Origin of the sequence: Pseudomonas sp. IPO3749 (genome assembly GCF_013386605.1) — a bacterium.
Taxonomy (GTDB): domain Bacteria; phylum Pseudomonadota; class Gammaproteobacteria; order Pseudomonadales; family Pseudomonadaceae; genus Aquipseudomonas; species Aquipseudomonas azotoformans_A.
This window is the reverse complement of record NZ_JACARN010000012.1, coordinates 1-21,217: the sequence shown is the minus strand read 5'-3', so window position 1 is coordinate 21,217 and position 21,217 is coordinate 1. Positions and strand designations below refer to the sequence as shown.

At 60.7% G+C, this 21,217-nt stretch carries 21 protein-coding genes; 12 read left to right on the top strand and 9 right to left on the bottom strand.

Translation table 11 applies throughout. The annotated features are described in order from the left end of the window. Positions 1-45 precede the first annotated feature (45 nt). Together HX812_RS04780 and HX812_RS04775 are read right to left on the bottom strand one after the other, a co-directional pair. The gene (locus tag HX812_RS04780) at positions 46-987 is read right to left on the bottom strand and encodes a FecR domain-containing protein (RefSeq protein WP_038850030.1); all 942 of its coding nucleotides are present in this window, start codon (positions 985-987) and stop codon (positions 46-48) included. Further along, positions 984-1,472, bottom strand: a complete 489-nt coding sequence (locus HX812_RS04775; protein WP_038850031.1) for a sigma-70 family RNA polymerase sigma factor — start codon at positions 1,470-1,472, stop codon at positions 984-986. Before HX812_RS04775 ends, HX812_RS04780 begins: the two co-directional genes overlap by 4 nt. Positions 1,473-1,642: 170 nt before the next feature. Here HX812_RS04775 and HX812_RS04770 point away from each other — a divergent pair, with 170 nt between their 5' ends. Genes HX812_RS04770 through HX812_RS04750 form a run of 5 tightly spaced genes read left to right on the top strand, consistent with a single transcriptional unit; the run spans position 1,643 to position 5,391 of the window. Beyond that, a complete protein-coding gene (locus HX812_RS04770; protein WP_038850033.1) occupies positions 1,643-1,945 on the top strand; it encodes a DUF3649 domain-containing protein in 303 nt (100 codons plus the stop codon). Then, positions 1,942-3,516, top strand: coding sequence for a PepSY domain-containing protein (locus HX812_RS04765; protein ID WP_038850035.1), 1,575 nt, complete (start codon positions 1,942-1,944; stop codon positions 3,514-3,516). The genes HX812_RS04770 and HX812_RS04765 overlap by 4 nt, the downstream gene beginning before the upstream one ends. Then, entirely contained in the window at positions 3,517-3,843 is a 327-nt protein-coding gene (locus tag HX812_RS04760) for a DUF3325 domain-containing protein (RefSeq protein ID WP_038850037.1), read from the top strand. Between the two features lie 7 nt (positions 3,844-3,850). After that, on the top strand, positions 3,851-4,417 hold the full coding sequence (locus tag HX812_RS04755; protein WP_038850039.1) for an RNA polymerase sigma factor: 567 nt from the start codon (positions 3,851-3,853) through the stop codon (positions 4,415-4,417). Further along, positions 4,414-5,391 (top strand): FecR family protein, encoded by a 978-nt coding sequence (locus HX812_RS04750; RefSeq protein ID WP_038850040.1) that lies wholly within the window; start codon positions 4,414-4,416, stop codon positions 5,389-5,391. The genes HX812_RS04755 and HX812_RS04750 overlap by 4 nt, the downstream gene beginning before the upstream one ends. On the opposite strand, the gene HX812_RS04745 is transcribed toward HX812_RS04750, so the two are convergent. Together HX812_RS04745 and yejK are read right to left on the bottom strand one after the other, a co-directional pair. Then, positions 5,392-5,742 (bottom strand): glutaredoxin family protein, encoded by a 351-nt coding sequence (locus HX812_RS04745; RefSeq protein ID WP_038850043.1) that lies wholly within the window; start codon positions 5,740-5,742, stop codon positions 5,392-5,394. Further along, entirely contained in the window at positions 5,742-6,746 is a 1,005-nt protein-coding gene (yejK, locus tag HX812_RS04740; protein WP_038850045.1) for a nucleoid-associated protein YejK, read from the bottom strand. Before yejK ends, HX812_RS04745 begins: the two co-directional genes overlap by 1 nt. A gap of 396 nt (positions 6,747-7,142) precedes the next feature. Between yejK and HX812_RS04735 the strand changes: the two genes are divergently transcribed. Next, positions 7,143-7,424, top strand: a complete 282-nt coding sequence (locus HX812_RS04735) for an HU family DNA-binding protein (protein WP_003188840.1) — start codon at positions 7,143-7,145, stop codon at positions 7,422-7,424. A gap of 64 nt (positions 7,425-7,488) precedes the next feature. On the opposite strand, the gene rlmF is transcribed toward HX812_RS04735, so the two are convergent. The 5 genes from rlmF to HX812_RS04710 all read right to left on the bottom strand — a co-directional run bounded on the left by rlmF (position 7,489) and on the right by HX812_RS04710 (position 14,124). After that, a complete protein-coding gene (gene rlmF, locus HX812_RS04730; protein WP_038850047.1) occupies positions 7,489-8,508 on the bottom strand; it encodes a 23S rRNA (adenine(1618)-N(6))-methyltransferase RlmF in 1,020 nt (339 codons plus the stop codon). A gap of 203 nt (positions 8,509-8,711) precedes the next feature. After that, complete coding sequence (locus HX812_RS04725; RefSeq protein ID WP_038850049.1) at positions 8,712-11,558, bottom strand: valine--tRNA ligase; 2,847 nt, start codon at positions 11,556-11,558, stop codon at positions 8,712-8,714. 213 nt (positions 11,559-11,771) lie between these two features. Continuing rightward, a complete protein-coding gene (locus tag HX812_RS04720; protein WP_038851270.1) occupies positions 11,772-12,143 on the bottom strand; it encodes a hypothetical protein in 372 nt (123 codons plus the stop codon). 7 nt (positions 12,144-12,150) lie between these two features. Continuing rightward, a complete protein-coding gene (locus HX812_RS04715) occupies positions 12,151-12,579 on the bottom strand; it encodes a DNA polymerase III subunit chi (RefSeq protein WP_033902453.1) in 429 nt (142 codons plus the stop codon). A 54-nt stretch (positions 12,580-12,633) separates the two neighbouring features. Then, positions 12,634-14,124 carry a leucyl aminopeptidase gene (locus tag HX812_RS04710; RefSeq protein WP_038851273.1) on the bottom strand — a complete coding sequence of 497 codons (1,491 nt, stop codon included), beginning with the start codon at positions 14,122-14,124 and terminating at the stop codon, positions 12,634-12,636. Positions 14,125-14,407: 283 nt separating this feature from the next. Between HX812_RS04710 and lptF the strand changes: the two genes are divergently transcribed. From lptF to era, 6 genes are all read left to right on the top strand, one after another. After that, positions 14,408-15,526, top strand: a complete 1,119-nt coding sequence (lptF, locus tag HX812_RS04705; protein ID WP_028618984.1) for an LPS export ABC transporter permease LptF — start codon at positions 14,408-14,410, stop codon at positions 15,524-15,526. Continuing rightward, on the top strand, positions 15,519-16,598 hold the full coding sequence (gene lptG, locus HX812_RS04700; RefSeq protein ID WP_033902451.1) for an LPS export ABC transporter permease LptG: 1,080 nt from the start codon (positions 15,519-15,521) through the stop codon (positions 16,596-16,598). Before lptF ends, lptG begins: the two co-directional genes overlap by 8 nt. A gap of 151 nt (positions 16,599-16,749) precedes the next feature. Next, positions 16,750-18,549 carry a translation elongation factor 4 gene (gene lepA / locus HX812_RS04695; protein ID WP_003210439.1) on the top strand — a complete coding sequence of 600 codons (1,800 nt, stop codon included), beginning with the start codon at positions 16,750-16,752 and terminating at the stop codon, positions 18,547-18,549. A 5-nt stretch (positions 18,550-18,554) separates the two neighbouring features. Next, complete coding sequence (lepB, locus tag HX812_RS04690) at positions 18,555-19,409, top strand: signal peptidase I (RefSeq protein ID WP_033902450.1); 855 nt, start codon at positions 18,555-18,557, stop codon at positions 19,407-19,409. A 150-nt stretch (positions 19,410-19,559) separates the two neighbouring features. Continuing rightward, a complete protein-coding gene (rnc, locus tag HX812_RS04685; RefSeq protein WP_033902449.1) occupies positions 19,560-20,249 on the top strand; it encodes a ribonuclease III in 690 nt (229 codons plus the stop codon). Further along, positions 20,242-21,144 carry a GTPase Era gene (gene era, locus HX812_RS04680; RefSeq protein WP_038851274.1) on the top strand — a complete coding sequence of 301 codons (903 nt, stop codon included), beginning with the start codon at positions 20,242-20,244 and terminating at the stop codon, positions 21,142-21,144. Before rnc ends, era begins: the two co-directional genes overlap by 8 nt. Positions 21,145-21,217: the final 73 nt, after the last annotated feature.

Here is a 21,217-nt window from a genome sequence, read left to right as displayed (position 1 = left end):
GTCACGCGAGGGGTGGAAAACGGCTCACTGTTTTTTGAATTAATTTCAGGCGCGCGCCTGCACGGTCACCCAGTAGCGGGTAAAGCGCCGTACCTTCACCGGTAGGCTCACTTCCAGCAGGTCGAGAATGCGCTCGCTGTCATCCAGCGGGTAGCTGCCGGAGATCAGCAGGTTGGCTACCTGTGGGTCGCAATTGACCTGGCCACGGCGATAACGGCCGAGTTCGCCGAGGAAATCTTCCAGGCGCATGTGGGCAGCAACCAGCATGCCGTCGGCCCAAGCGCCGCTGTTGGCGTCGGTGGGGCGCGGGGTGTCCCAGCCTTTGCGGGTGAAGTTGACCTGGTGCGCGGCCTGGACGCTCAGCGGCAGGCCGGTGTAGGTGTTGGGCATCACGTCGACTTGTCCGTCGAATACCGCCAGTTGGGTGTGATCGTTGAACTGCCGCACATTAAAACGCGCCGCCTGGCTAGTGAGCAGGCCCTGGCCGGTCAGCACCTGCAACGGTGTGCTGCCTGTAATACCCGTCAACAGAATCTCGCCTTCCAGCAGGCGGATCAGCCGTTGCTGGCCATCAAAATGCACATCCACTGCGGTGCCGGTGTTGAGCTGCAACTGGCTGCCGTCGGCCAATTGCACCTTGCGTCGCTGGCCGACGGGACTGCGGTAGTCGGCGGTCAGCGGCGGCAAAATATGCTGTTGGCGCAGGCTCCAGGCGGCAGCCGAACCGGCGCCGAGGATCAACAGCAACTTCAACGCCTGGCGACGGCTGGTGGAAGTTGGCGCATTCAACGCCGCATGGGCCAGGGGCGAGGGCATGCCGCGCAGGCGCTGATTGACGCGCTGCATGTGATCCCAGGCACGCTGGTGTTCGCTGTGGGCGTTCAACCACTGTTGCCAGGCGGCTTGCTGGCGCGGGTTGAGCGCGCCTTGCTGCATTTCCATCAGCCAGTGCACGGCTTGTTCGGCGACTTGGGTGGAGAAGTTCATAGGGCGAAGTAGCAGCGCATAGCCGCTTTGCTCAGGTGGCGTTTGACGGTGGCGATGGAAATACCCAGTTCAGTGCCGATTTGTGCGTAGGTCAGGCCATCGAGTTGGGCCAGCAGGAACGCACGCTTGACCTGGACGGGCAGGCCGTCGAGCAGTTGGTCCAACTCCACCAGGGTTTGCAGGATGATGGCGCGTTCTTCTTCCGACGGTGCCACGTGCTCGGGCATCTGCGCCAAGGCGTCGAGGTAGGCGCGCTCCAGGTCCTGGCGGCGGTAGAAGTTGAAGAGCACACGCTTGGCGACCGTGGTGAGGAACGCGCGGGGTTCGACCAGCGTGGGTGTTTCCCGCGCGGTGAGCACACGGATGAAGGTGTCCTGGGCCAGGTCGGCAGCGCTTTCCGGGCAGCCGAGCTTGCGACGCAACCAGCCGGTGAGCCAGTGGTGATGGTCGTTGTACAACACTTCGACGGTATTGGACGGGCTCAACGCGGACACTCCACAAGCATCGCCATGCTTTAGAGAACAAGAATTGTTCGCATTGTAGGGCCCGCGACGGGCTTCGGCAATCCGTCGGGGCAGGTCTTTCATCCGTTCTGTTTTGCTTATGAGAATATTTATCATTAATATTGCGGCCTGATGAACCTGGCGCCTCCCGCATGAAAAGCAAAACCTCGCTGCCTGTCTCCTATCGCCTCGCCGTTACCTCGCGCGTGCTGGCTGCCGTGGTGGGCGGCTATCTGATGGCTTCCCTGGCCAGCATCTGCCTGGCGCTGTGGATGCCGACGTCCCGCACTGACGCAGTGATCACTGGGATGATGAGTTCTTTCGTGTTCTACCTGCTGGCCGTGCTCTGGTGTTTCGCTTGCCGCAGCGCCGCGCGCGCCTGGTTTGGCGTGATGCTGCCGAGCGCGATATTTGCCACCCTGGCGGGTGTGGGCTTCTGGATGGCACGCACATGAAAGAGGGCTTTCGCCAGGCCATGGCCTGGTTGCACACGTGGGCAGGGCTGATCTTTGGCTGGCTGCTGTTTGCGATTTTCCTGACGGGCACCTTGGCGTATTTCAAGGATGAGATCAGCCATTGGATGCAGCCTGAAGTGCAGGCCCGCCCCCTGGACGACGCGCGTAGCCTGACGGTCGCCCAGACCTATCTGCAGCAAGTCGCGCCGACCGCTGCACGCTGGTTTATCACCCTGCCGGACAGCCGCGACCCCGGCCTGTCGGTGATGTGGCAAGACAAGGTCGACCCTGGCAAACGCGGAAACTTCATCCAGAAAACCCTCGACCCCGTCACCGGCCAGGCCGTGCAAGCCCGTGAAAGCATGGGCGGCGATTTCTTTTATCGTTTCCACTTCCAGCTGCAAATGCCCCATCCCTGGGGCCGCTGGCTGTCGACTATCGCCGCGATGGTGATGTTCATCGCCTTGATCACCGGCATCATCACCCACAAGAAAATCTTCAAGGACTTCTTCACCTTCCGCCCCCGCAAGGGCCAGCGCTCCTGGCTTGACGGGCACAACGCGGTCGGCGTGCTGGTGTTGCCCTTCCATCTGATGATCACCTACAGCAGCCTGGTGATCTTTATGAGCATGGTGATGCCGGCGCCGATCCTGGCTTCCTATGGGGGAGACACCCGAGCGTTCTTCAGCGAAGTGTTCCCGAATACCAACAACGCGCCGGCGACGGGTCAGCCAGGCACATTGCTGCCGCTGATGCCGATGTACGAGCAAGCGCGGGCGCAATGGGCCGGTGGTCATGTGGGGCGCGTCGCCGTGAATAACCCCAGCGATGTGAACGCCTCGGTCAATGTGTTCCGCGCGGGTTCCGACAGCGTGGTGCATGATTTTGGCAGCACCGTGTCCTTCAACGGCACCACCGGCGAGCTGGTGCGGGTCAGTGGCGGGCAGTCGTTGCCTTCTGCTATCGGCGGTACTTTCTATGGCCTGCACATGGGCCACTTCGCCGGTCCGGTGTTGCGCTGGTTGTACTTTATCTGCGGCCTGGCGGGCACGGCGATGATTGGCACCGGGCTGGTGATCTGGCTCGGCAAGCGCCAGCTCAAACATGCCAAGGCTGCGGTCATGCCGTTTGAGTTGCGCTTGGTGGAAGTGTTGAACATCGCCAGCATGTCCGGGCTGATGATCGCCATCGCCGCGTTTTTCTGGGCCAACCGTTTGTTGCCGGCAAGCTTTGCCGAGCGTTCCGATTGGGAAGTGCAAACCTTCTTTATCGCCTGGGGCCTGAGCCTGTTGCACGCCATGCTGCGTCGCGGTCGCCAGGGCTGGGTCGAGCAACTGAGCTTCGGCGCGTTGCTGTTTATCGCGATCCCGCTGCTCAATGCATTGACGACTTCGCATCACCTGGGCGTTTCGCTGGCAACCGGCGACTGGGCCATGGCTGGCTTCGACTTGACCTGTCTGGCCAGTGGCGTTTTCCTCGGCTGGGCCGCCTGGAAGATGCAGCGTCGCACCGCGCCTGCGCCTAAAGCAGAGCGCGCACGCCCCCTGACGCTGAAGCAGGAGGCGAACTGAATGCTGCTCGCGCTGCTGATGTGCTACGCCGGGTTCACTGCACTGTGTCTGTCCACTGACCGTCACCACGGCGAGTTGCTGCACAGCAAACCCTCGCCCGGTCGGCGCCTGGGTTTGCGTGTAATTGGTTGGTTGCTGCTGGTGGTGTCGATCTGGCCGGCAGTGGATGTCGCCGGTTGGGGCCGGGGCCTGGTGGAGTGGTGCGCCGTGCTGATGCTCAGCGCGTTGCTGCTGGTGCTGTTGTTGCCGTACCGGCCAAGGCTGGCCTTGATCCTGGCGGGCGTCGGCCTGCTTGCCAGCCCCGTTGCAGCCTTCGCCACTTTCTGAGCCCGTCATGATGATCAGCACGCCCCCCGAATCCCAGGACAGCCCGCACGCTGACGCGGCGGGTGGACGTGCGCATTTCCTGCAGGTGTTTTTGTCCCAGCGTTCGCAGATGGAAGCCTTGGTGAGTCGCCGCGTGGGCTGCCGCGCCACGGCGGCCGACCTGGTGCAGGATCTGTTCCTGCGTTTCTGGCGCCGGCCGTTGGTGCAGGTCGAAGAACTCAGCACCTACCTGCTGCGCTGCGCCGGCAATATCGCCATCGACCACCTGCGCAGCGAAGGCGCACGGGTGCGTAGCAGTGAAGGCTGGCTGCCTGAGCAGCAAGACAACCAAGGCTCTGAACCCCAGGCGGCACTGGAAGCCGGCAATGACCTGCGCCACGTCGAAGCCGCCTTGCGCGGCCTTCCCGAACGCACGCGGCAGATTTTCCTGCTCAACCGCATCCACGGCCGCAAGTACGCAGAAATCGCCAAGGCCATGGGCCTGTCCCGAAGTGCCGTGGAAAAACATATGATGCGTGCCCTCGAAGCCTGCAAAGCCAGCCTTCGCGAACCATCGCCAGGGAAAGCACCGTGAACGTCACTCCTACGCCCGCCCAGGAACAAGCCGCACTGGCCTGGTTGAGCCTGCTGCATGACCAGCCCAGCAGTGGCGACCAGGCCACTTTCAGCCAGTGGTTGCGGGCAGATCCGGCGCACGTCGAGGCCTATTCCCAGGCCCAGGTGTTGTGGGAGTTGAGCGAAGTGCCAGCGCGCAAGCTGGCGGACGAGGATTCGTTGGTGTTGCAGGGCTACCTCAATGCCATGAACGCCCCGAAACGCTCGCGGGTGGTGCGTTGGTCCGGCGCCTTGGCGATGGCCGCGTGCCTGCTGTTGATGGTGTCCATGGGCGCCGGCTGGCAGCCGTCACGCTGGGTCGATGATTTCGGTGCCGACTACGTGACTGCGCCGGGTGAAGTCAAAACCGTCACGCTGGCGGATAATTCCCAAGTCACCCTTGATGCTGACAGTGCGATTGCCGTGGATTTCAACCATGGCGAACGGCATATCCAGCTGCGTCGCGGTGCCGGATTTTTTAGCGTGACCCACACCGGGCAATCCTTTGTGGTGGAGGCGGGCAGTGGTGAAGCGCGGGTGCTGGGGACGCAATTCGAAGTGCGCCTGCAACCGGCAGGCGCTCAGGTAACGGTGTTGTCCGGGCGGGTTGGCGTGACGCCGTCCAAGCAAGGTGCGCAGCAAATTCTTACGGCGGGACAGCAAGTGGCCTACGTAGACGGCGTTGCTGACCCTCTGCACGCGGTGGACAGCGAATCACGCCTGGCCTGGCGCGACGGCTGGCTCAACTACTACAAGGCGCCGTTGGCGGACGTGGTCAAGGACCTGGAGCGTTACTACCCAGGCCGCATTCTGTTGCTCAACGAAGAGATGGGCGCCAAGCGCGTCAGCGGCAGTTTCCCGAGCAAGGACCCGCAGGCGGTGTTGAATGCCTTGCAGGCCGTGCTTGGCTTTGAGCTGCATACAGTATTGGGACGGATGATCGTGGTGCGCTGATTATTTCAGCGCCGCCATGATCTTTTCGGGGTCGTAATCGCGAATCAGCGTGCCGTTCACGTCCACGAACGGAATTCCGCCGCCGCCCAACGCTTCATACGCCTTGCGCGCCTGGGCATCCTTCTCGATATCGACCGCCTGGTAGGGAATGCCTTTCTGGTCCAGAAAGCGGCGGATCTGCTTGCAGTAACCGCACCACTCGGTGGAATAAAGCACCACCCGCGCTGAAGCGCGGGTTTGTTCCGATACCACTTGGGACGGGTTGAACACCCGCTCGATCTTGCCCCAGTTCTGGATCACCACCACGACCAGCAACACCAGCAGGACTTTCTTGAAAACCCCGCCGAGCATCAGTTACGGCGCTTGAGCTGATCAGTCAGTTGAGTCGGCAGACCCTTGATGATCAAGGTGCCGGCAGCTTCGTCGTACTCGATCTTGTCGCCCAGCAGGTGCGCTTCGAAGCTGATGGACAAGCCTTCGGCGCGGCCGGTGAAGCGGCGGAACTGGTTGAGGGTGCGCTTGTCCGCCGGGATTTCCGGCGACAGGCCGTAGTCTTTGTTGCGGATGTGGTCGTAGAACGCCTTAGGCCGATCTTCATCGATCAACCCCGAGAGTTCCTCCAGCCCCATCGGTTCACCGAGCTTGGCCTGGCTGCTGGCGTAATCCACCAAAGTCTTGGTTTTCTCGCGGGCGGATTCGTCCGGCAGGTCTTCGCTTTCGACAAAGTCGCTGAACGCCTTGAGCAGGGTACGGGTCTCGTCCGGGCCGTCGACGCCTTCCTGGCAGCCGATGAAGTCGCGGAAGTATTCCGAGACCTTCTTGCCGTTCTTGCCCTTGATAAAGGAAATGTACTGCTTGGACTGCTTGTTGTTCTGCCACTCGGACACGTTGATGCGTGCCGCCAGGTGTAATTGGCCGAGGTCCAGGTGGCGCGACGGGGTCACGTCCAGCTCGTCGGTCACCGCCACGCCTTCGCTGTGGTGCAGCAGGGCGATGGCCAGGTAATCGGTCATGCCTTGCTGGTAGTGGGCGAACAGCACATGGCCGCCGGTGGAGAGGTTGGACTCCTCCATCAGCTTCTGCAGATGCTCGACCGCCGTACGGCTGAAGGTGGTGAAATCCTGACCACCGTCGAAATACTCCTTCAACCAGCCGCTGAACGGGTGCGCGCCGGACTCGGCATGGAAGAAACCCCAGGCCTTGCCTTGTTTGGCGTTATAGCTCTCGTTGAGGTCGGCAAGCATGTTCTCGATGGCGGCCGACTCGGCAAGCTCGGAGTCGCGGGCGTGGAGAACTGCAGGTGTGCCGTCGGGTTTTTTGTCGATCAGGTGGACGATGCAATGACGGATCGGCATAGGCTTCTCGGCTGGTTGAGCGGGGAGCGGTGGGCCTCCCCGAAAAGTCGCCAAGTGTACCGCACCATTGGCCGAGACGGGCTTCGAAGGGTGTTTTGGTCGCCGTCCGACGGGCCATATGCCTTTTTTTCACGGTTTAGAGCGATAAAGCTGACCAAATGGGTAGGTAGAAGCGGATATTTCCCCGTCTCTGTGCTAGTTTTGCCCCGTCTTACGCCAAGTCTCGGCGATAAGCGTGCATTCAGCATCTGTCAGGTCGAACCAATCCCCGTTTCAAGCATCTATAACCCCGATCTCCGTGGTTATAGCCGGGGGTGCCAGGCCTAGACGGTCGGGCTCGACGGCTGACACTGCACTCTGCAATCCATATGAATTTGATAGGGAAGGAACACCACAATGGCTATTACTAAAGACCAACTGATCGCTGACCTGGCTGAAGCAGTAGACGCACCGAAAACCACCGTGCGCGCTCTGCTGGACCAACTGAGCCAAGTTGTTGCTGACCAGCTGGAAAACGGCGGCGAAATCACTCTGCCAGGCGTTGGCAAACTGAAAGTGACCGAGCGTCCTGCCCGTACTGGCCGTAACCCTTCGACTGGCGCTGCCATCGAAATCGCTGCCAAGAAAGTTATCAAGCTGGTTGTGGCCAAAGGCCTGACCGACGCTGTTAACAAGTAAGACGCAGCAAAAAAAACCGTGCTCCGGAGCGATCCGGGCACGGTTTTTTGTTGCCTGCGATTTGTCAGTCGCGAATCCAGCGCTGGCGCCAGATCTGTTGCTCGTTCTTGGTCTGGAAGGTCCACGCCACAAATCGGCTTTGCTTCTGACCCTGCGACATTTCCACGACCTGGCTTTCCAGGACACCGGCCTTTTTCAGGGCGGTCTCGATGGCGGGCAAGTTCGATGCTTTTGACACCAGGGTGCTGAACCACAACACCTTGTGGGCAAAATGCGCACTTTCAGCAATAAGCTGCGTCACAAACCGCGCTTCGCCGCCTTCACACCACAGCTCGGCCGATTGGCCACCGAAGTTCAGCACCGGCAACTTGCGTTTCGGATCGGCTTTGCCCAGGGCGCGCCACTTGCGTTCGCTGCCCTTGGTGGCCTCATCCATGGACGCATGGAACGGCGGGTTGCACATCGTCAGGTCAAAACGCTCGCCCGGCTCCAGCAGGCCCAGCAGGATCTGCTTGGGATTGGTTTGCTGGCGCAGCTGGATGACCTTGCTCAGGTCATTGGACTGCACGATGGCCTTGGCGGCGGCCACGGCAATAGGGTCGACTTCCGAGCCCAGGAAGTTCCAGCGGTATTCCATGTAGCCAATCAGCGGGTAGACGCAGTTGGCGCCCATGCCGATGTCCAGCACCTTGACGATAGAACCGCGCGGGATCTTGCCATCGTTGGTGCTGGCCAGCAGGTCAGCCAGGAAGTGTACGTAGTCCGCACGCCCCGGCACCGGTGGGCACAGGTAGTCCTGCGGGATGTCCCAGTGCTGGATGCCATAGAAGGCTTTCAGCAGCGCTCGGTTGAACACCCGCACCGCATCCGGGCTGGCGAAGTCGATGCTCTCTTTGCCATAGGGGTTGATGATCACGAATTTCGCCAGTTCCGGCGTGGTCTTGATCAGCGCCGGGAAGTCGTAACGACCTGTGTGGCGGTTGCGCGGGTGCAGGGTGGCCTCTTTGCGTGGCACGACGGGCTTGGCCGTGGCGGCGGTTTTAGGCTTCTTGCGCGGAGGTTTTGGCGTGCTGGGGGCGGTCATGATGATTCTGGTGTTGGCTCAAAGTGGTGGGCATTGTCACACATCTTGGACCTAACTCGGTCAACTGTGGGAGCTGGCTTGCCTGCGATGGCATCACCTCGGTCTGCTTGAAGGACCGAGTTGCCTGCATCGCAGGCAAGCCAGCTCCCACAAAAGACAAAAAAAAGAGACCCGAAGGTCTCTTTTTTCACACGGTTTACACCTTACAGGCTGGAAATCCGCGCATGTTGCTCCGCCAGCTTGCCCAGGGCCTGTTCAGCCTCGGCCAGCTTGGCGCGTTCTTTCTCGATCACTTCAGCCGGTGCCTTGTCGACAAAGGCCGCGTTGGACAGCTTGCCGCCCACGCGTTGCACTTCGCCTTGCAGGCGGCCGATTTCCTTGTCGAGACGTGCCAGTTCGGCGCCCTTGTCGATCAGGCCGGCCATCGGCACCAGCACTTCCATCTCGCCGACCAGTGCGGTGGCGGACAGCGGTGCTTCTGCATCAGCTGCCAATACGGTGATCGACTCCAGCTTCGCCAGCTTCTTGAGCAGCGCATCGTTCTCGGTAAGGCGACGCTGGTCTTCAGCGCTGGCGTTCTTCACAAACACCGCCAATGGCTTACCTGGCCCGATGTTCATCTCGGCACGGATGTTACGCGTGCCCATCATCAGGGTCTTGAGCCATTCGATATCGCTTTCGGCCGCCTCATCGATGCGCGCTTCGTTGGCCACTGGCCAAGGTTGCAGCATGATGGTCTTGCCTTCGATACCGGCCAGCGGCGCCAGGCGCTGCCAGATTTCTTCGGTGATGAACGGCATGAACGGGTGTGCCAAACGCAGCGCCACTTCCAGCACGCGTACCAGGGTGCGACGGGTGCCGCGCTGGCGTTCGACCGGCGCGTTTTCGTCCCACAAGACTGGCTTGGACAGTTCCAGGTACCAGTCGCAATACTGGTTCCAGATGAACTCGTACAAAGCCTGTGCGGCCAGGTCGAAACGGAACTGGTCGAGTTGGCGGGTCACTTCGGCTTCGGTGCGCTGCAACTGCGAGATGATCCAGCGGTCAGCCAGGCTCAGCTCATAGGTTTCGCCGTTCTGGCCGCAGTCTTCGCCCTTGTCCAGCACGTAGCGCGCGGCGTTCCAGATCTTGTTGCAGAAGTTGCGATAGCCTTCGACGCGGCCCATGTCGAACTTGATGTCGCGACCGGTGGACGCCAGCGAGCAGAAGGTGAAGCGCAGGGCGTCGGTGCCGTAGCTGGCGATGCCGTCGGCGAATTCTTCGCGGGTCTGCTTTTCGATCTTCTTCGCCAGTTTCGGTTGCATCAGGCCCGAGGTGCGTTTCTGTACCAGGGTTTCCAGGTCGATGCCGTCGATGATATCCAGCGGGTCCAGGACGTTGCCCTTGGACTTGGACATCTTCTGGCCCTGGCCATCACGCACCAGGCCGTGCACGTACACGGTCTTGAACGGTACCTGCGGCGTGCCATCCTCGTTCTTCACCAGGTGCATGGTCAGCATGATCATCCGGGCAACCCAGAAGAAAATGATGTCGAAACCGGTGACCAGTACGTCGGTGGAGTGGAATTTCTTGAGGAATTCGGTCTGCTGCGGCCAGCCCAGGGTGGAGAAGGTCCACAGGCCCGAGCTGAACCAGGTGTCCAGTACGTCGTTGTCCTGTTGCAGCGCAACGTCGGCACCGAGGTTGTGCTTGGCGCGCACTTCGGCTTCGTCGCGGCCTACATAGACCTTGCCCGACTCGTCGTACCAGGCCGGAATGCGGTGGCCCCACCACAACTGACGGCTGATGCACCAATCCTGGATGTCACGCATCCACGAGAAATACATGTTTTCGTACTGTTTCGGCACGAATTGGATGCGGCCATCTTCCACGGCGGCGATGGCAGGTTCTGCCAACGGCTTGGTGGACACGTACCACTGGTCGGTCAACCACGGCTCGATCACGGTACCGGAACGGTCGCCCTTTGGCACTTTCAGGCCGTGGTCGTCAACGCTGACCAGCAGGCCAGCGGCGTCGAAGGCGGCAACAATCTGCTTGCGCGCTTCGAAACGGTCGAGGCCGGCGTATTCAGCCGGGATCTTGCCGTCGATGCTCTCGTTCAGCGTGCCGTCCAGGTTGAAGACCTGGCAGGCTGGCAGTACGGCGGCGTTTTTGTCGAAGATATTCAGCAGCGGCAGGTTGTGGCGCTTGCCGACTTCGTAGTCGTTGAAATCGTGGGCCGGGGTGATTTTCACGCAGCCGGTGCCGAATTCAGGGTCGCAGTAGTCGTCCGCGATAATCGGGATGCGGCGGCCGACCAATGGCAGCTCGACGAACTTGCCGATCAGCGCCTGGTAGCGCTCGTCGTTCGGGTTAACCGCGACGGCGGCATCGCCGAGCATGGTTTCCGGACGGGTGGTGGCGACGATCAGGTAGTCGTTGCCTTCAGCGGTCTTGGCGCCATCGGCCAGCGGGTACTTGAGGTTCCACAGGAAACCTTTCTCGTCGTGGTTTTCCACTTCGAGGTCGGAAATTGCCGTGTGCAGCTTGGTGTCCCAGTTGACCAGGCGCTTGCCGCGGTAGATCAGGCCGTCTTCATGCAGGCGCACGAAGGCTTCTTTCACGGCTTCCGACAGGCCGTCGTCCATGGTGAAGCGCTCGCGGCTCCAGTCTACGGACGAACCCAGGCGACGGATCTGACGGCTGATGTTGCCGCCGGACTGGTCTTTCCATTCCCAGATCTTTTCCAGGAATTTCTCGCGGCCCAGGTCATGACGGCTCTGGCCGGTGGCTTCGAGTTGGCGTTCCACCAGCATCTGGGTGGCGATACCGGCGTGGTCGGTACCCGGTTGCCACAGGGTGTTGCGGCCCTGCATGCGGCGGAAACGGATCAACGCATCCATGATCGCATTGTTGAAGCCATGGCCCATGTGCAGGCTGCCAGTGACGTTCGGTGGCGGAATCATGATGGTGTAGGAATCGCCCGCGCCTTGCGGGGCGAAATAATTCTCGGATTCCCAGGTGTTGTACCAGGAAGTTTCGATGGCGTGCGGCTGGTAGGTCTTATCCATGCGCGGCGGGACCCTAGTTGGCATTTATTCAGGAAAGCCGGCAAGTATAACGGGGGATAGGGCGCAGGGCGAGGCGAAGACGGGCTTGAAATGTATGGGCGGCAAATGTGGGAGCGGGCTTGCTCGCGAAAGCGGTGGATCAGCCAATGCATGTGCTGACGGTCACACCGCTTTCGCGAGCAAGCCCGCTCCCACAGGGGATCTGCGTTGGCTTCAATTCTGGTACTGGCTCAGCAACCGCTCCATCCGCGCATCCAAACGGCGCTTGATCTCGGTCTCGATATGCGGGGCAAAGTCGTCGATCACGTCTTGCATGATCAACTGCGCAGCGGCGCGAAGTTCGTTGTCCAGGTGCAGCAGCAGGGCGTCGGGGCCCTTTTCGGCGGGAGCAGGCTCGACAGCCACAGGCTCCGGCGCGACGGGTTTGCCGCCGACCATGTCGAACAACAGCGGAATCTGTACCTCACCCTCGACCGATTCGGTCAACAGCGGCGGTTGCAAGTCATCATCACCGAGCAACTGACGGATCGACTCCAGGTCGTCCAGCAGGTGGTCGTCTTTTTTTATAGGGTTGGGATTGTCCATCATGTACTCAAAGTCGTTGTAGCCGGTGATCTTGCAGAGGATAGCCCTGTTCGCGGTAGAAACGGAAACTCTCCCGCGCGGCCTGACGAATCGCCGGGTCTTCCACCACCACTTCCGCCACACGGGCGAAGGCCTTGGCGAACGGCGGTACTTTCAGGTCCAGGTTGACCAGCAGGTCCTGGTGATCGCCACAGCTGTCCCCCAAACCCAGGACAACCAGGCCGTCGGGTTCGGATTCTGCGGGGCCGTGAGGCACAAAACTTTCGCCCTTGAAGCGCCACAGGCGGGCATCCAGCTCATCGCGTTGGGCGGCATCGCTGCAATGCAGGTAGATGCGGTGGCCCATGCGCCAGGCTTTTTCGGTGAGTTTGCAGGCAAAGTCCAGGCGCGCGAGCGGGTCGGCGCTGGGCAATATATAGAAGTCGACTTGGGTCATTGCGGTTCCTGAGGCCGGGGCGGTGAGACAATCACCACCCCGGCGTCTTCAGTTTCAGGCCTTGGCGCGATCCAGCAGGTACTGGGTCAGCAGGGGGACCGGACGGCCGGTTGCGCCCTTGTCCTTGCCGCCACTGGTCCAGGCCGTGCCGGCGATGTCCAGGTGCGCCCAGTTGAAGTTCTTGGCAAAGCGCGACAGGAAGCAGGCCGCAGTGATGGTGCCGGCTTTCGGGCCGCCGATGTTGGCGATGTCGGCGAACGGGCTGTCCAGCTGCTCTTGGTACTCATCGAACAGCGGCAGTTGCCAGGCTCGGTCGTCGGCAGCTTTACCGGCGCTGAGCAGTTGCTCGATCAGCTCATCGCTGTTGCCCAGCAGGCCCGACGTGTGCGAACCCAGGGCGACGATGCAGGCGCCGGTCAGGGTCGCGATGTCGATCACCGCCTGTGGCTTGAAACGCTCGGCGTAGGTCAGGGCATCGCACAGCACCAGGCGGCCTTCGGCGTCGGTGTTGAGGATTTCGACGGTCTGGCCGCTCAGGGTAGTGACGATGTCGCCAGGACGGGTCGCGCCGCCGCTCGGCATGTTCTCGGCGCAGGCCAGGATGCACACCAGGTTGATCGGCAGCTTGAGTTCCAGCACCGCGCGCAGGGTGCCGAACACGCTGGCGGCGCCGCCCATGTCGTACTTCATTTCGTCCATGCCCAGGCCCGGCTTGAGGCTGATGCCGCCGGTGTCAAAGGTAATGCCTTTGCCGACGAGGGCGTAAGGTTTCTCGGACTTCTTGCCGCCGTTGTATTGCATCACGATCAGGCGGGGCGGCTGGTCGCTGCCCTGGCCCACGGCATAGAACGAGCCCATGCCCAGTTCCTTGATCTTCTTCTCGTCCAGCACTTCGACTTTCAGGCCCTTGAACTCTTTGCCCAGTGCCTTGGCTTGTTCGCCGAGGAAAGTCGGGTGGCAGATGTTCGGCGGCAGGTTGCCCAGGTCACGGGTAAACGACATGCCGTTGGCGATGGCGGTCGCGTGGGTTACGGCGCGCTCAACTTCAGCCTGGGCGGCCTTGATGGTCAGCAGGGTGATTTTCTTCAGGGCGCGGGGTTCGGCCTTGGTGCTCTTGAACTGGTCGAAAAGGTAGCCGCCGTCCACCAGGCTCTCAGCCAGCAGGCGGGTCTTGCCGTAGCTGTCACGGCCTTTGACCACGACTTCATCGAGCGCCAGCGCGGCGTCAGTGCCGCCCAGGCCCTTGAGGATGGTGAGGATGCCGCTGACGATTTTGCGGAACGGACGGTCGCCCAGTTCGGCGTCCTTGCCCACGCCGACCAGCAATACGCGGTCGGCTTTGAGGTTGGGCAGGCTCTGCAGCAGCAGGCTCTGGCCGACTTTGCCGGCCAGGTCGCCGCGCTTGAGCACTGCGCTGATGGCGCCGCCGCTGAGTTCGTCGAGTTGCTTGGCGGCAACGCCGAGCTTGCGGCCTTCGCCGATGGCGACCACGAGGGTGGCGGTTTTCAACGTTTCGGGGCTAACGCTTTTTACAACCAATTCCATTTTCGGGTCCCTTATAAAGGTCGGTTAGCCAGGAGTCTGTACTCCGGCTTTAATACCAGGCAGCTGTGTAAACCGCCGGCGACAAAGGCCGCAGTTTGAACCTCGCCGGCGGAGCCTGACAACCCTTGTCACCCGCTTTGTGCACGTGTATGAGCAAGCTCCGTGACAGGCGCGGTCAATCACAGGATAATGCGCCATCTTTTTAGCCGGCCCGTGTAAACGGGCTGACTCGGTATGCTTGCTTGTTTGGCCGCCTTAGCCTGACAACCCTGGAGTGTCTGGTTTGATCGTCTTCCGTTATCTGTCCCGCGAAGTCCTGTTGACCCTGAGTGCCGTGAGTGCGGTGTTGCTGGTCATCATCATGAGTGGTCGTTTCGTCAAATACCTGGCCCAGGCTGCCTCCGGCGCACTGGATCCGGGCTCGCTGTTCCTGATCATGGGCTTTCGCCTGCCGGGCTTCCTGCAGCTGATCCTGCCGCTCGGCCTGTTCCTCGGGATCCTGCTGGCCTACGGCCGCCTGTACCTCGAAAGCGAAATGACCGTGCTCTCGGCCACCGGCATGAGCCAGCAACGCCTGCTGGGCATGACCATGATTCCGGCTGCCGGCGTCGCGCTGATCGTGGCCTGGCTGAGCCTGAGCCTGGCTCCCCAGGGCGCCATGCAGTTCCAGTTGGTACTGAATAAACAGGACGCGATGACCGAGTTCGACACCCTCGAGCCGGGCCGCTTCCAGGCGCTCAATGACGGTTCACGGGTGACCTACACCGAAACCCTGACCGACGATCGCGCCAACCTGGGCGGCGTGTTCATCTCCGAGAAGCGCCTGGGGCAGGACAAGAAGGACCGGGGCATTTCCGTGTTGGTGGCCGATTCCGGTCGCCAGGAAGTGCGTCCTGACGGCAGTCGCTACCTGATCCTGGAAAATGGCTATCGCTATGATGGCAGCCCGGGCATGGCCGATTACCGTGCGATCAAGTACGACACCTATGGCGTGATGCTGGCCCGTCCGGATATCAGCGACGAAGTCACCGACCGCGACGCCATCCCGACCACCGAGCTGTTCGGCAGCAAGGAGCTGCGCTCGATTGCCGAGCTGCAATGGCGGATTTCCCTGCCGCTGCTGGTGTTTATCGTGACCTTGATGGCGGTGCCGCTGTCGCGCGTCAACCCGCGTCAGGGCCGCTTCCTCAAGCTGTTGCCGGCGATCCTGCTGTACATGGCTTACCTCACCATCCTGATTTCCGCCCGTGGCTCCCTTGAGAAAGGCAAGCTGTCGCCGACCCTGGGCCTGTGGTGGGTGCACGGGATCTTCCTGGTGATTGGCCTGGGCCTGCTCTATTGGGAACCGATCCGTTTGAAAATGATGAGCCGTCGTGGCCAGAAGGAGTTGGCTCGTGGCTAAGCTCGATCGCTACATTGGTAGCAGCGTACTGATCGCCATCCTGGCGGTGTTGGGCATCATCCTCGGCTTGGCGTCGTTGTTCGCCTTCATCGATGAAGTGGGCAACGTCACCGACACCTACACCGTGTGGGACGTGCTGAGCTACGTGGCCCTCACCGCGCCACGCCGCCTCTACGACATGATGCCGATGGCCGCGCTGATCGGCTGCCTGATCGGTCTGGGCAGCCTGGCCAGCAACAGCGAGCTGACCATCATGCGCGCCGCTGGGGTGTCCATCGGTCGCATCGTCTGGGCGGTCATGAAGCCCATGCTGCTGCTGATGGCGTGCAGCGTGCTGATCGGCGAATACGTCGCGCCGCCGGCCGAAACCACGGCCCAGGCCAATCGTGCCCTGGCCCAGGGTTCGGGCGACGCCCAAAGCTCCAAGCACGGCCTGTGGCACCGTCAGGGCGATGAATTTATCCACATCAACGCCGTACAGCCGGGCGGTTTGTTGATTGGTGTGACGCGTTACACCTTTGACAAAGAGCGCCACCTGCTGTCGTCGAGTTTCGCCAAACGTGCGCAATACAGTGGCGAAAAGTGGCAGCTGAGCGACATTACCACTACGTATTTCCGCAACATCGACAAAGGCTCCAACGCCAGCACCGAAGTGATCAATGTGCCGAGCGAAGAGTGGGACATCGCCCTCAAGCCGCAATTGCTCAATACCGTGGTGATGATCCCGGAAAGCCTGCCGATCTCCGGGCTGTGGGGTTACATCCACTACTTGAAGGACCAGGGTCTGAACAATGGCCGCTACTGGTTGGCATTTTGGGTCAAGGTGTTGCAGCCGGTGGTGACGGCCGCGTTGGTGCTGATGGCGATTTCCTTCATCTTCGGCCCGCTGCGTTCCGTGACCTTGGGCCAGCGCGTATTCACCGGCGTGCTGGTGGGCTTCACCTTCCGCATCGCCCAGGACCTGCTTGGCCCGTCGAGCCTGGTGTTTGGCTTTTCGCCACTGTTTGCGGTGCTCGTGCCCACGGCCATCTGCGCCTTGGCCGGGTTCTGGCTACTGCGCCGGGCCGGTTGATACCGCGCTTATGAACAAAAAATGCCCCGGTCGAGAGATCGGGGCATTTTTGTTCTGGTCAGCAAAGATGACGTCTGGCCTGAGCATCAGGTACAATTCCCGGCTATTTTTCAGCGGGCAATCTGCCTGCAGCCTTTTTGAGTGTTGATCCGTGAGTGATTTGAGTCATATCCGCAATTTCTCCATCATCGCCCACATTGACCATGGTAAGTCGACGCTGGCCGATCGATTCATCCAGATGTGCGGCGGCCTTGCCGAGCGTGAAATGGAAGCCCAGGTCCTGGATTCCATGGACCTCGAACGCGAGCGCGGGATCACCATCAAGGCCCACAGCGTCACCCTGTACTACACCGCCAAAGACGGTATCAAGTACCAGCTGAACTTTATTGACACCCCGGGCCACGTCGACTTTACCTATGAAGTCAGCCGTTCCCTGGCGGCCTGCGAAGGCGCGTTGCTGGTGGTGGACGCGGGCCAGGGCGTTGAAGCCCAGTCCGTCGCCAACTGCTACACGGCTATCGAGCAGGGCCTGGAAGTGATGCCGGTGCTGAACAAGATCGACTTGCCACAAGCCGATCCGGACCGCGTCAAAGAAGAAATCGAAAAAATCATCGGCATTGACGCCACCGACGCCGTCGAGTGCAGCGCCAAGACCGGCCTGGGCGTCGACGAAGTGCTCGAGCGCCTGGTCAAGACCATTCCTGCGCCAACCGGCAACTACGAAGATCCGCTGCAAGCGTTGATCATCGACTCCTGGTTCGACAACTACCTGGGCGTTGTTTCCCTGGTCCGCGTGCGCCATGGCCGTGTGAAGAAAGGCGACAAGATCCTGGTCAAGTCCACCGGCAAGATCCACCTGGTGGACAGCGTCGGTGTCTTCAACCCCAAGCACACCGCGACCACTGATCTGAAAGCCGGCGAAGTAGGCTTCATCATTGCCGGTATCAAGGACATCCACGGTGCGCCAGTCGGTGACACCCTGACCTTGAGCTCCACCCCTGACGTCGACGTGCTGCCGGGCTTCAAGCGCATCCAGCCGCAAGTCTACGCCGGCCTGTTCCCCGTCAGCTCCGACGACTTCGAAGACTTCCGCGAAGCCCTGCAAAAGCTGACCCTCAACGACTCGTCGTTGCAGTACACCCCGGAAAGCTCCGACGCCCTGGGCTTCGGCTTCCGTTGCGGCTTCCTCGGCATGCTGCACATGGAGATCATCCAGGAGCGCCTCGAGCGCGAATACGACCTGGACCTGATCACCACCGCGCCGACGGTTATTTTCGAGTTGGCGCTGAAAACCGGTGAAACGATTTACGTCGACAACCCGTCCAAGCTTCCAGACCTGTCTTCCATCGAAGACATGCGCGAACCGATCGTGCGCGCCAATATTCTTGTGCCGCAGGAACACCTGGGCAACGTCATTACCCTGTGTATCGAAAAGCGTGGCGTACAGCACGACATGCTGTTCCTCGGTACCCAGGTGCAAGTGACCTACGATTTGCCGATGAACGAAGTGGTGCTGGACTTCTTCGACCGTCTCAAATCCACCAGTCGCGGCTATGCTTCGCTGGATTACCATTTCGACCGTTACCAATCGGCTAATCTGGTGAAACTGGATGTGCTGATCAACGGCGACAAGGTCGATGCCCTGGCACTCATCGTGCACAAGGACAACGCGCACTACAAAGGTCGCCAGTTGACCGAGAAGATGAAAGAACTGATTCCGCGCCAGATGTTCGACGTCGCGATCCAGGCCGCCATTGGCGGGCAGATCATTGCACGGACCTCCGTCAAGGCACTCAGAAAGAACGTACTGGCCAAATGCTACGGTGGTGACGTAAGCCGTAAGCGCAAGCTGCTTGAGAAGCAAAAGGCCGGTAAAAAACGCATGAAGCAAGTAGGTAACGTGGAAATTCCACAAGAAGCCTTCCTTGCGGTGCTCAGGTTGGATAGTTAGGTCCTATGTCGCTAAATTTCCCGCTGTTGCTGGTCATCGCCGTTGCCGTTTGCGGTCTCTTGGCGTTGCTCGATCTGGTGTTCTTCGCCCCGCGTCGGCGGGCGGCTATCGCGTCCTATCAGGGCAGCGTCAGCCAGCCCGATGGCGTGGTGATCGAGAAGCTGAACAAAGAGCCTTTGCTGGTTGAATACGGCAAGTCGTTCTTCCCGGTGTTGTTCATCGTGCTGGTGCTGCGTTCGTTCCTGGTAGAGCCGTTTCAGATTCCTTCGGGGTCGATGAAACCTACCCTGGACGTGGGCGACTTCATCCTGGTGAACAAGTTTTCCTACGGGATCCGCCTGCCGGTGATCGATAAGAAGGTCATCGAAGTCGGTGATCCGCAACGCGGCGATGTGATGGTGTTCCGCTATCCGAGCGACCCGAACGTCAACTACATCAAGCGTGTGGTTGGCCTGCCGGGCGACGTGATCCGCTACACCAGCGACAAGCGCTTGTTCATCAACGGTGAGTCGGTGGCCGAGAAACTGATCGGCTCCGAGCCGAACAGCCTGGGCAGCGCTGAGCTGTATCAGGAAAAACTCGGTACGGTAGAGCACGAAATCCGCAAGGAAATGAGCCGCTACCGTGCCCAGCCTGACGGCCAGTGGACAGTGCCGGCCGGGCACTACTTCATGATGGGCGACAACCGCGACAACTCCAATGACAGCCGGTACTGGGATGATCCCAACATTCCCAAGGACCTGCTGGGCATGGTTCCCGACCAGAATATCGTCGGCAAGGCCTTCGCGGTCTGGATGAGCTGGCCGGAACCCAAACTCAGCCACCTGCCGAACTTCTCGCGGGTCGGGCTGATCAAGTAATACAGGCGGCGCTGTGAACACAGCGCCGAATGCTTTTCTGGGGTGGGGACAAATCTGTCCTGCCTCATGCTGTACCAACCAGGATTTGAATTTGAACACTGCGTCAATCGTCGATGGCCGCCGGTGCCACCAAACAGATATGGGTAAACCGTGACCGTTTCTCTAAGTCGTCTCGAGCGTCAGCTCGGCTACACCTTCAAGGACCAGGAATTGATGGTCCTTGCCCTCACACACCGCAGCTTTGCAGGGCGCAACAACGAGCGCCTGGAATTCCTCGGTGATGCCATCCTCAATTTCGTCGCCGGTGAAGCGCTGTTCGAACGCTTCCCCCAAGCCCGTGAAGGCCAGCTGTCGCGCCTGCGCGCACGCCTGGTGAAGGGCGAGACCCTGGCGGTGCTGGCCCGTGGCTTCGGCCTGGGCGAGTACCTGCGCCTGGGGTCCGGTGAACTGAAGAGCGGTGGTTTCCGCCGTGAGTCGATCCTGGCCGACGCCCTCGAAGCGCTGATCGGTGCCATCTACCTCGATGCAGGCATGGAAGCAGCCAAGGAGCGCGTCACCGCGTGGCTGACCTCCGAGATCGAAAGCCTCACGCTGGTCGACACCAACAAAGACCCCAAGACCCGCCTGCAGGAATTCCTGCAGTCCCGTGGTTGCGAACTGCCACGCTACGAAGTGGTGGATATCCAGGGTGAGCCCCATTGCCGCGTGTTTTTCGTGGAATGTGAAATCACCTTACTGAACGAAAAAAGCCGAGGTCAGGGTGTGAGCCGTCGTATTGCCGAACAGGTAGCGGCCGCTGCAGCACTGATTGCCCTGGGCGTGGAGAATGGCCATGACTGATTCAACCGCAACACGCTGTGGCTATGTTGCCATCGTCGGCCGCCCGAACGTGGGCAAGTCCACGCTGCTGAACCACATCCTCGGCCAAAAGCTCGCGATCACCTCGCGCAAGCCGCAGACCACCCGCCACAACATGCTGGGCATCAAGACCGAAGGCACCGTGCAAGCGGTCTACGTCGACACCCCAGGCATGCACAAAGGTGGCGAGAAAGCCCTGAACCGCTACATGAACAAGACCGCTTCGGCGGCGTTGAAAGACGTCGACGTGGTGATCTTCGTGGTCGACCGCACCAAGTGGACCGACGAAGACCAAATGGTCCTGGAGCGTGTGCAGTACGTCACCGGCCCGCTGATCGTCGCGTTGAACAAGACCGACCGCATCGAAGACAAAGCCGAATTGATGCCGCATCTGAGCTGGCTGCAGGAACAACTGCCGAACGCGCAGATAATCCCGATCTCGGCCCAGCACGGTCACAACCTGGAGGCTCTGGAGCGTGTGATCGCCGAGCACTTGCCGGAGAACGAGCACTTCTTCCCGGAAGACCAGATCACCGACCGCAGCAGTCGTTTCCTCGCCGCCGAACTGGTGCGCGAGAAAATCATGCGCCAGATGGGCGCCGAGCTGCCGTACCAGATCACCGTCGAAATCGAAGAGTTCAAGCAGCAGGGCAAGACCTTGCACATCCATGCGCTGATCCTCGTCGAACGTGACGGCCAGAAGAAAATCATCATTGGCGACAAGGGCGAGCGCATCAAGCGTATCGGCACCGAAGCGCGCAAGGACATGGAATTGCTGTTCGACTCCAAGATCATGCTCAACCTGTGGGTGAAGGTGAAGGGTGGTTGGTCCGATGATGAGCGTGCATTGCGCTCCCTGGGCTACGGCGACCTGTAAGAACACCGCTGGACCAAAAATGGGGGAGCGGGCTTGCTGTGGTGAGCGGGCTGTTTGTGGTGAGCGGGCTTGC

What these genes read in the sequence shown, in the direction of transcription:
- HX812_RS04780 (WP_038850030.1), bottom strand. Translation starts at nt 987, where the DNA reads ATGAACTTCTCCACCCAAGTCGCCGAACAAGCCGTGCACTGGCTGATG.
- HX812_RS04770 (WP_038850033.1), top strand. Translation starts at nt 1,643, where the DNA reads ATGAAAAGCAAAACCTCGCTGCCTGTCTCCTATCGCCTCGCCGTTACC.
- HX812_RS04765 (WP_038850035.1), top strand. Translation starts at nt 1,942, where the DNA reads ATGAAAGAGGGCTTTCGCCAGGCCATGGCCTGGTTGCACACGTGGGCA.
- HX812_RS04760 (WP_038850037.1), top strand. Translation starts at nt 3,517, where the DNA reads ATGCTGCTCGCGCTGCTGATGTGCTACGCCGGGTTCACTGCACTGTGT.
- HX812_RS04755 (WP_038850039.1), top strand. Translation starts at nt 3,851, where the DNA reads ATGATGATCAGCACGCCCCCCGAATCCCAGGACAGCCCGCACGCTGAC.
- HX812_RS04745 (WP_038850043.1), bottom strand. Translation starts at nt 5,742, where the DNA reads ATGCTCGGCGGGGTTTTCAAGAAAGTCCTGCTGGTGTTGCTGGTCGTG.
- yejK (WP_038850045.1), bottom strand. Translation starts at nt 6,746, where the DNA reads ATGCCGATCCGTCATTGCATCGTCCACCTGATCGACAAAAAACCCGAC.
- HX812_RS04735 (WP_003188840.1), top strand. Translation starts at nt 7,143, where the DNA reads ATGGCTATTACTAAAGACCAACTGATCGCTGACCTGGCTGAAGCAGTA.
- rlmF (WP_038850047.1), bottom strand. Translation starts at nt 8,508, where the DNA reads ATGACCGCCCCCAGCACGCCAAAACCTCCGCGCAAGAAGCCTAAAACC.
- HX812_RS04725 (WP_038850049.1), bottom strand. Translation starts at nt 11,558, where the DNA reads ATGGATAAGACCTACCAGCCGCACGCCATCGAAACTTCCTGGTACAAC.
- HX812_RS04720 (WP_038851270.1), bottom strand. Translation starts at nt 12,143, where the DNA reads ATGGACAATCCCAACCCTATAAAAAAAGACGACCACCTGCTGGACGAC.
- HX812_RS04715 (WP_033902453.1), bottom strand. Translation starts at nt 12,579, where the DNA reads ATGACCCAAGTCGACTTCTATATATTGCCCAGCGCCGACCCGCTCGCG.
- HX812_RS04710 (WP_038851273.1), bottom strand. Translation starts at nt 14,124, where the DNA reads ATGGAATTGGTTGTAAAAAGCGTTAGCCCCGAAACGTTGAAAACCGCC.
- lepB (WP_033902450.1), top strand. Translation starts at nt 18,555, where the DNA reads ATGTCGCTAAATTTCCCGCTGTTGCTGGTCATCGCCGTTGCCGTTTGC.
- era (WP_038851274.1), top strand. Translation starts at nt 20,242, where the DNA reads ATGACTGATTCAACCGCAACACGCTGTGGCTATGTTGCCATCGTCGGC.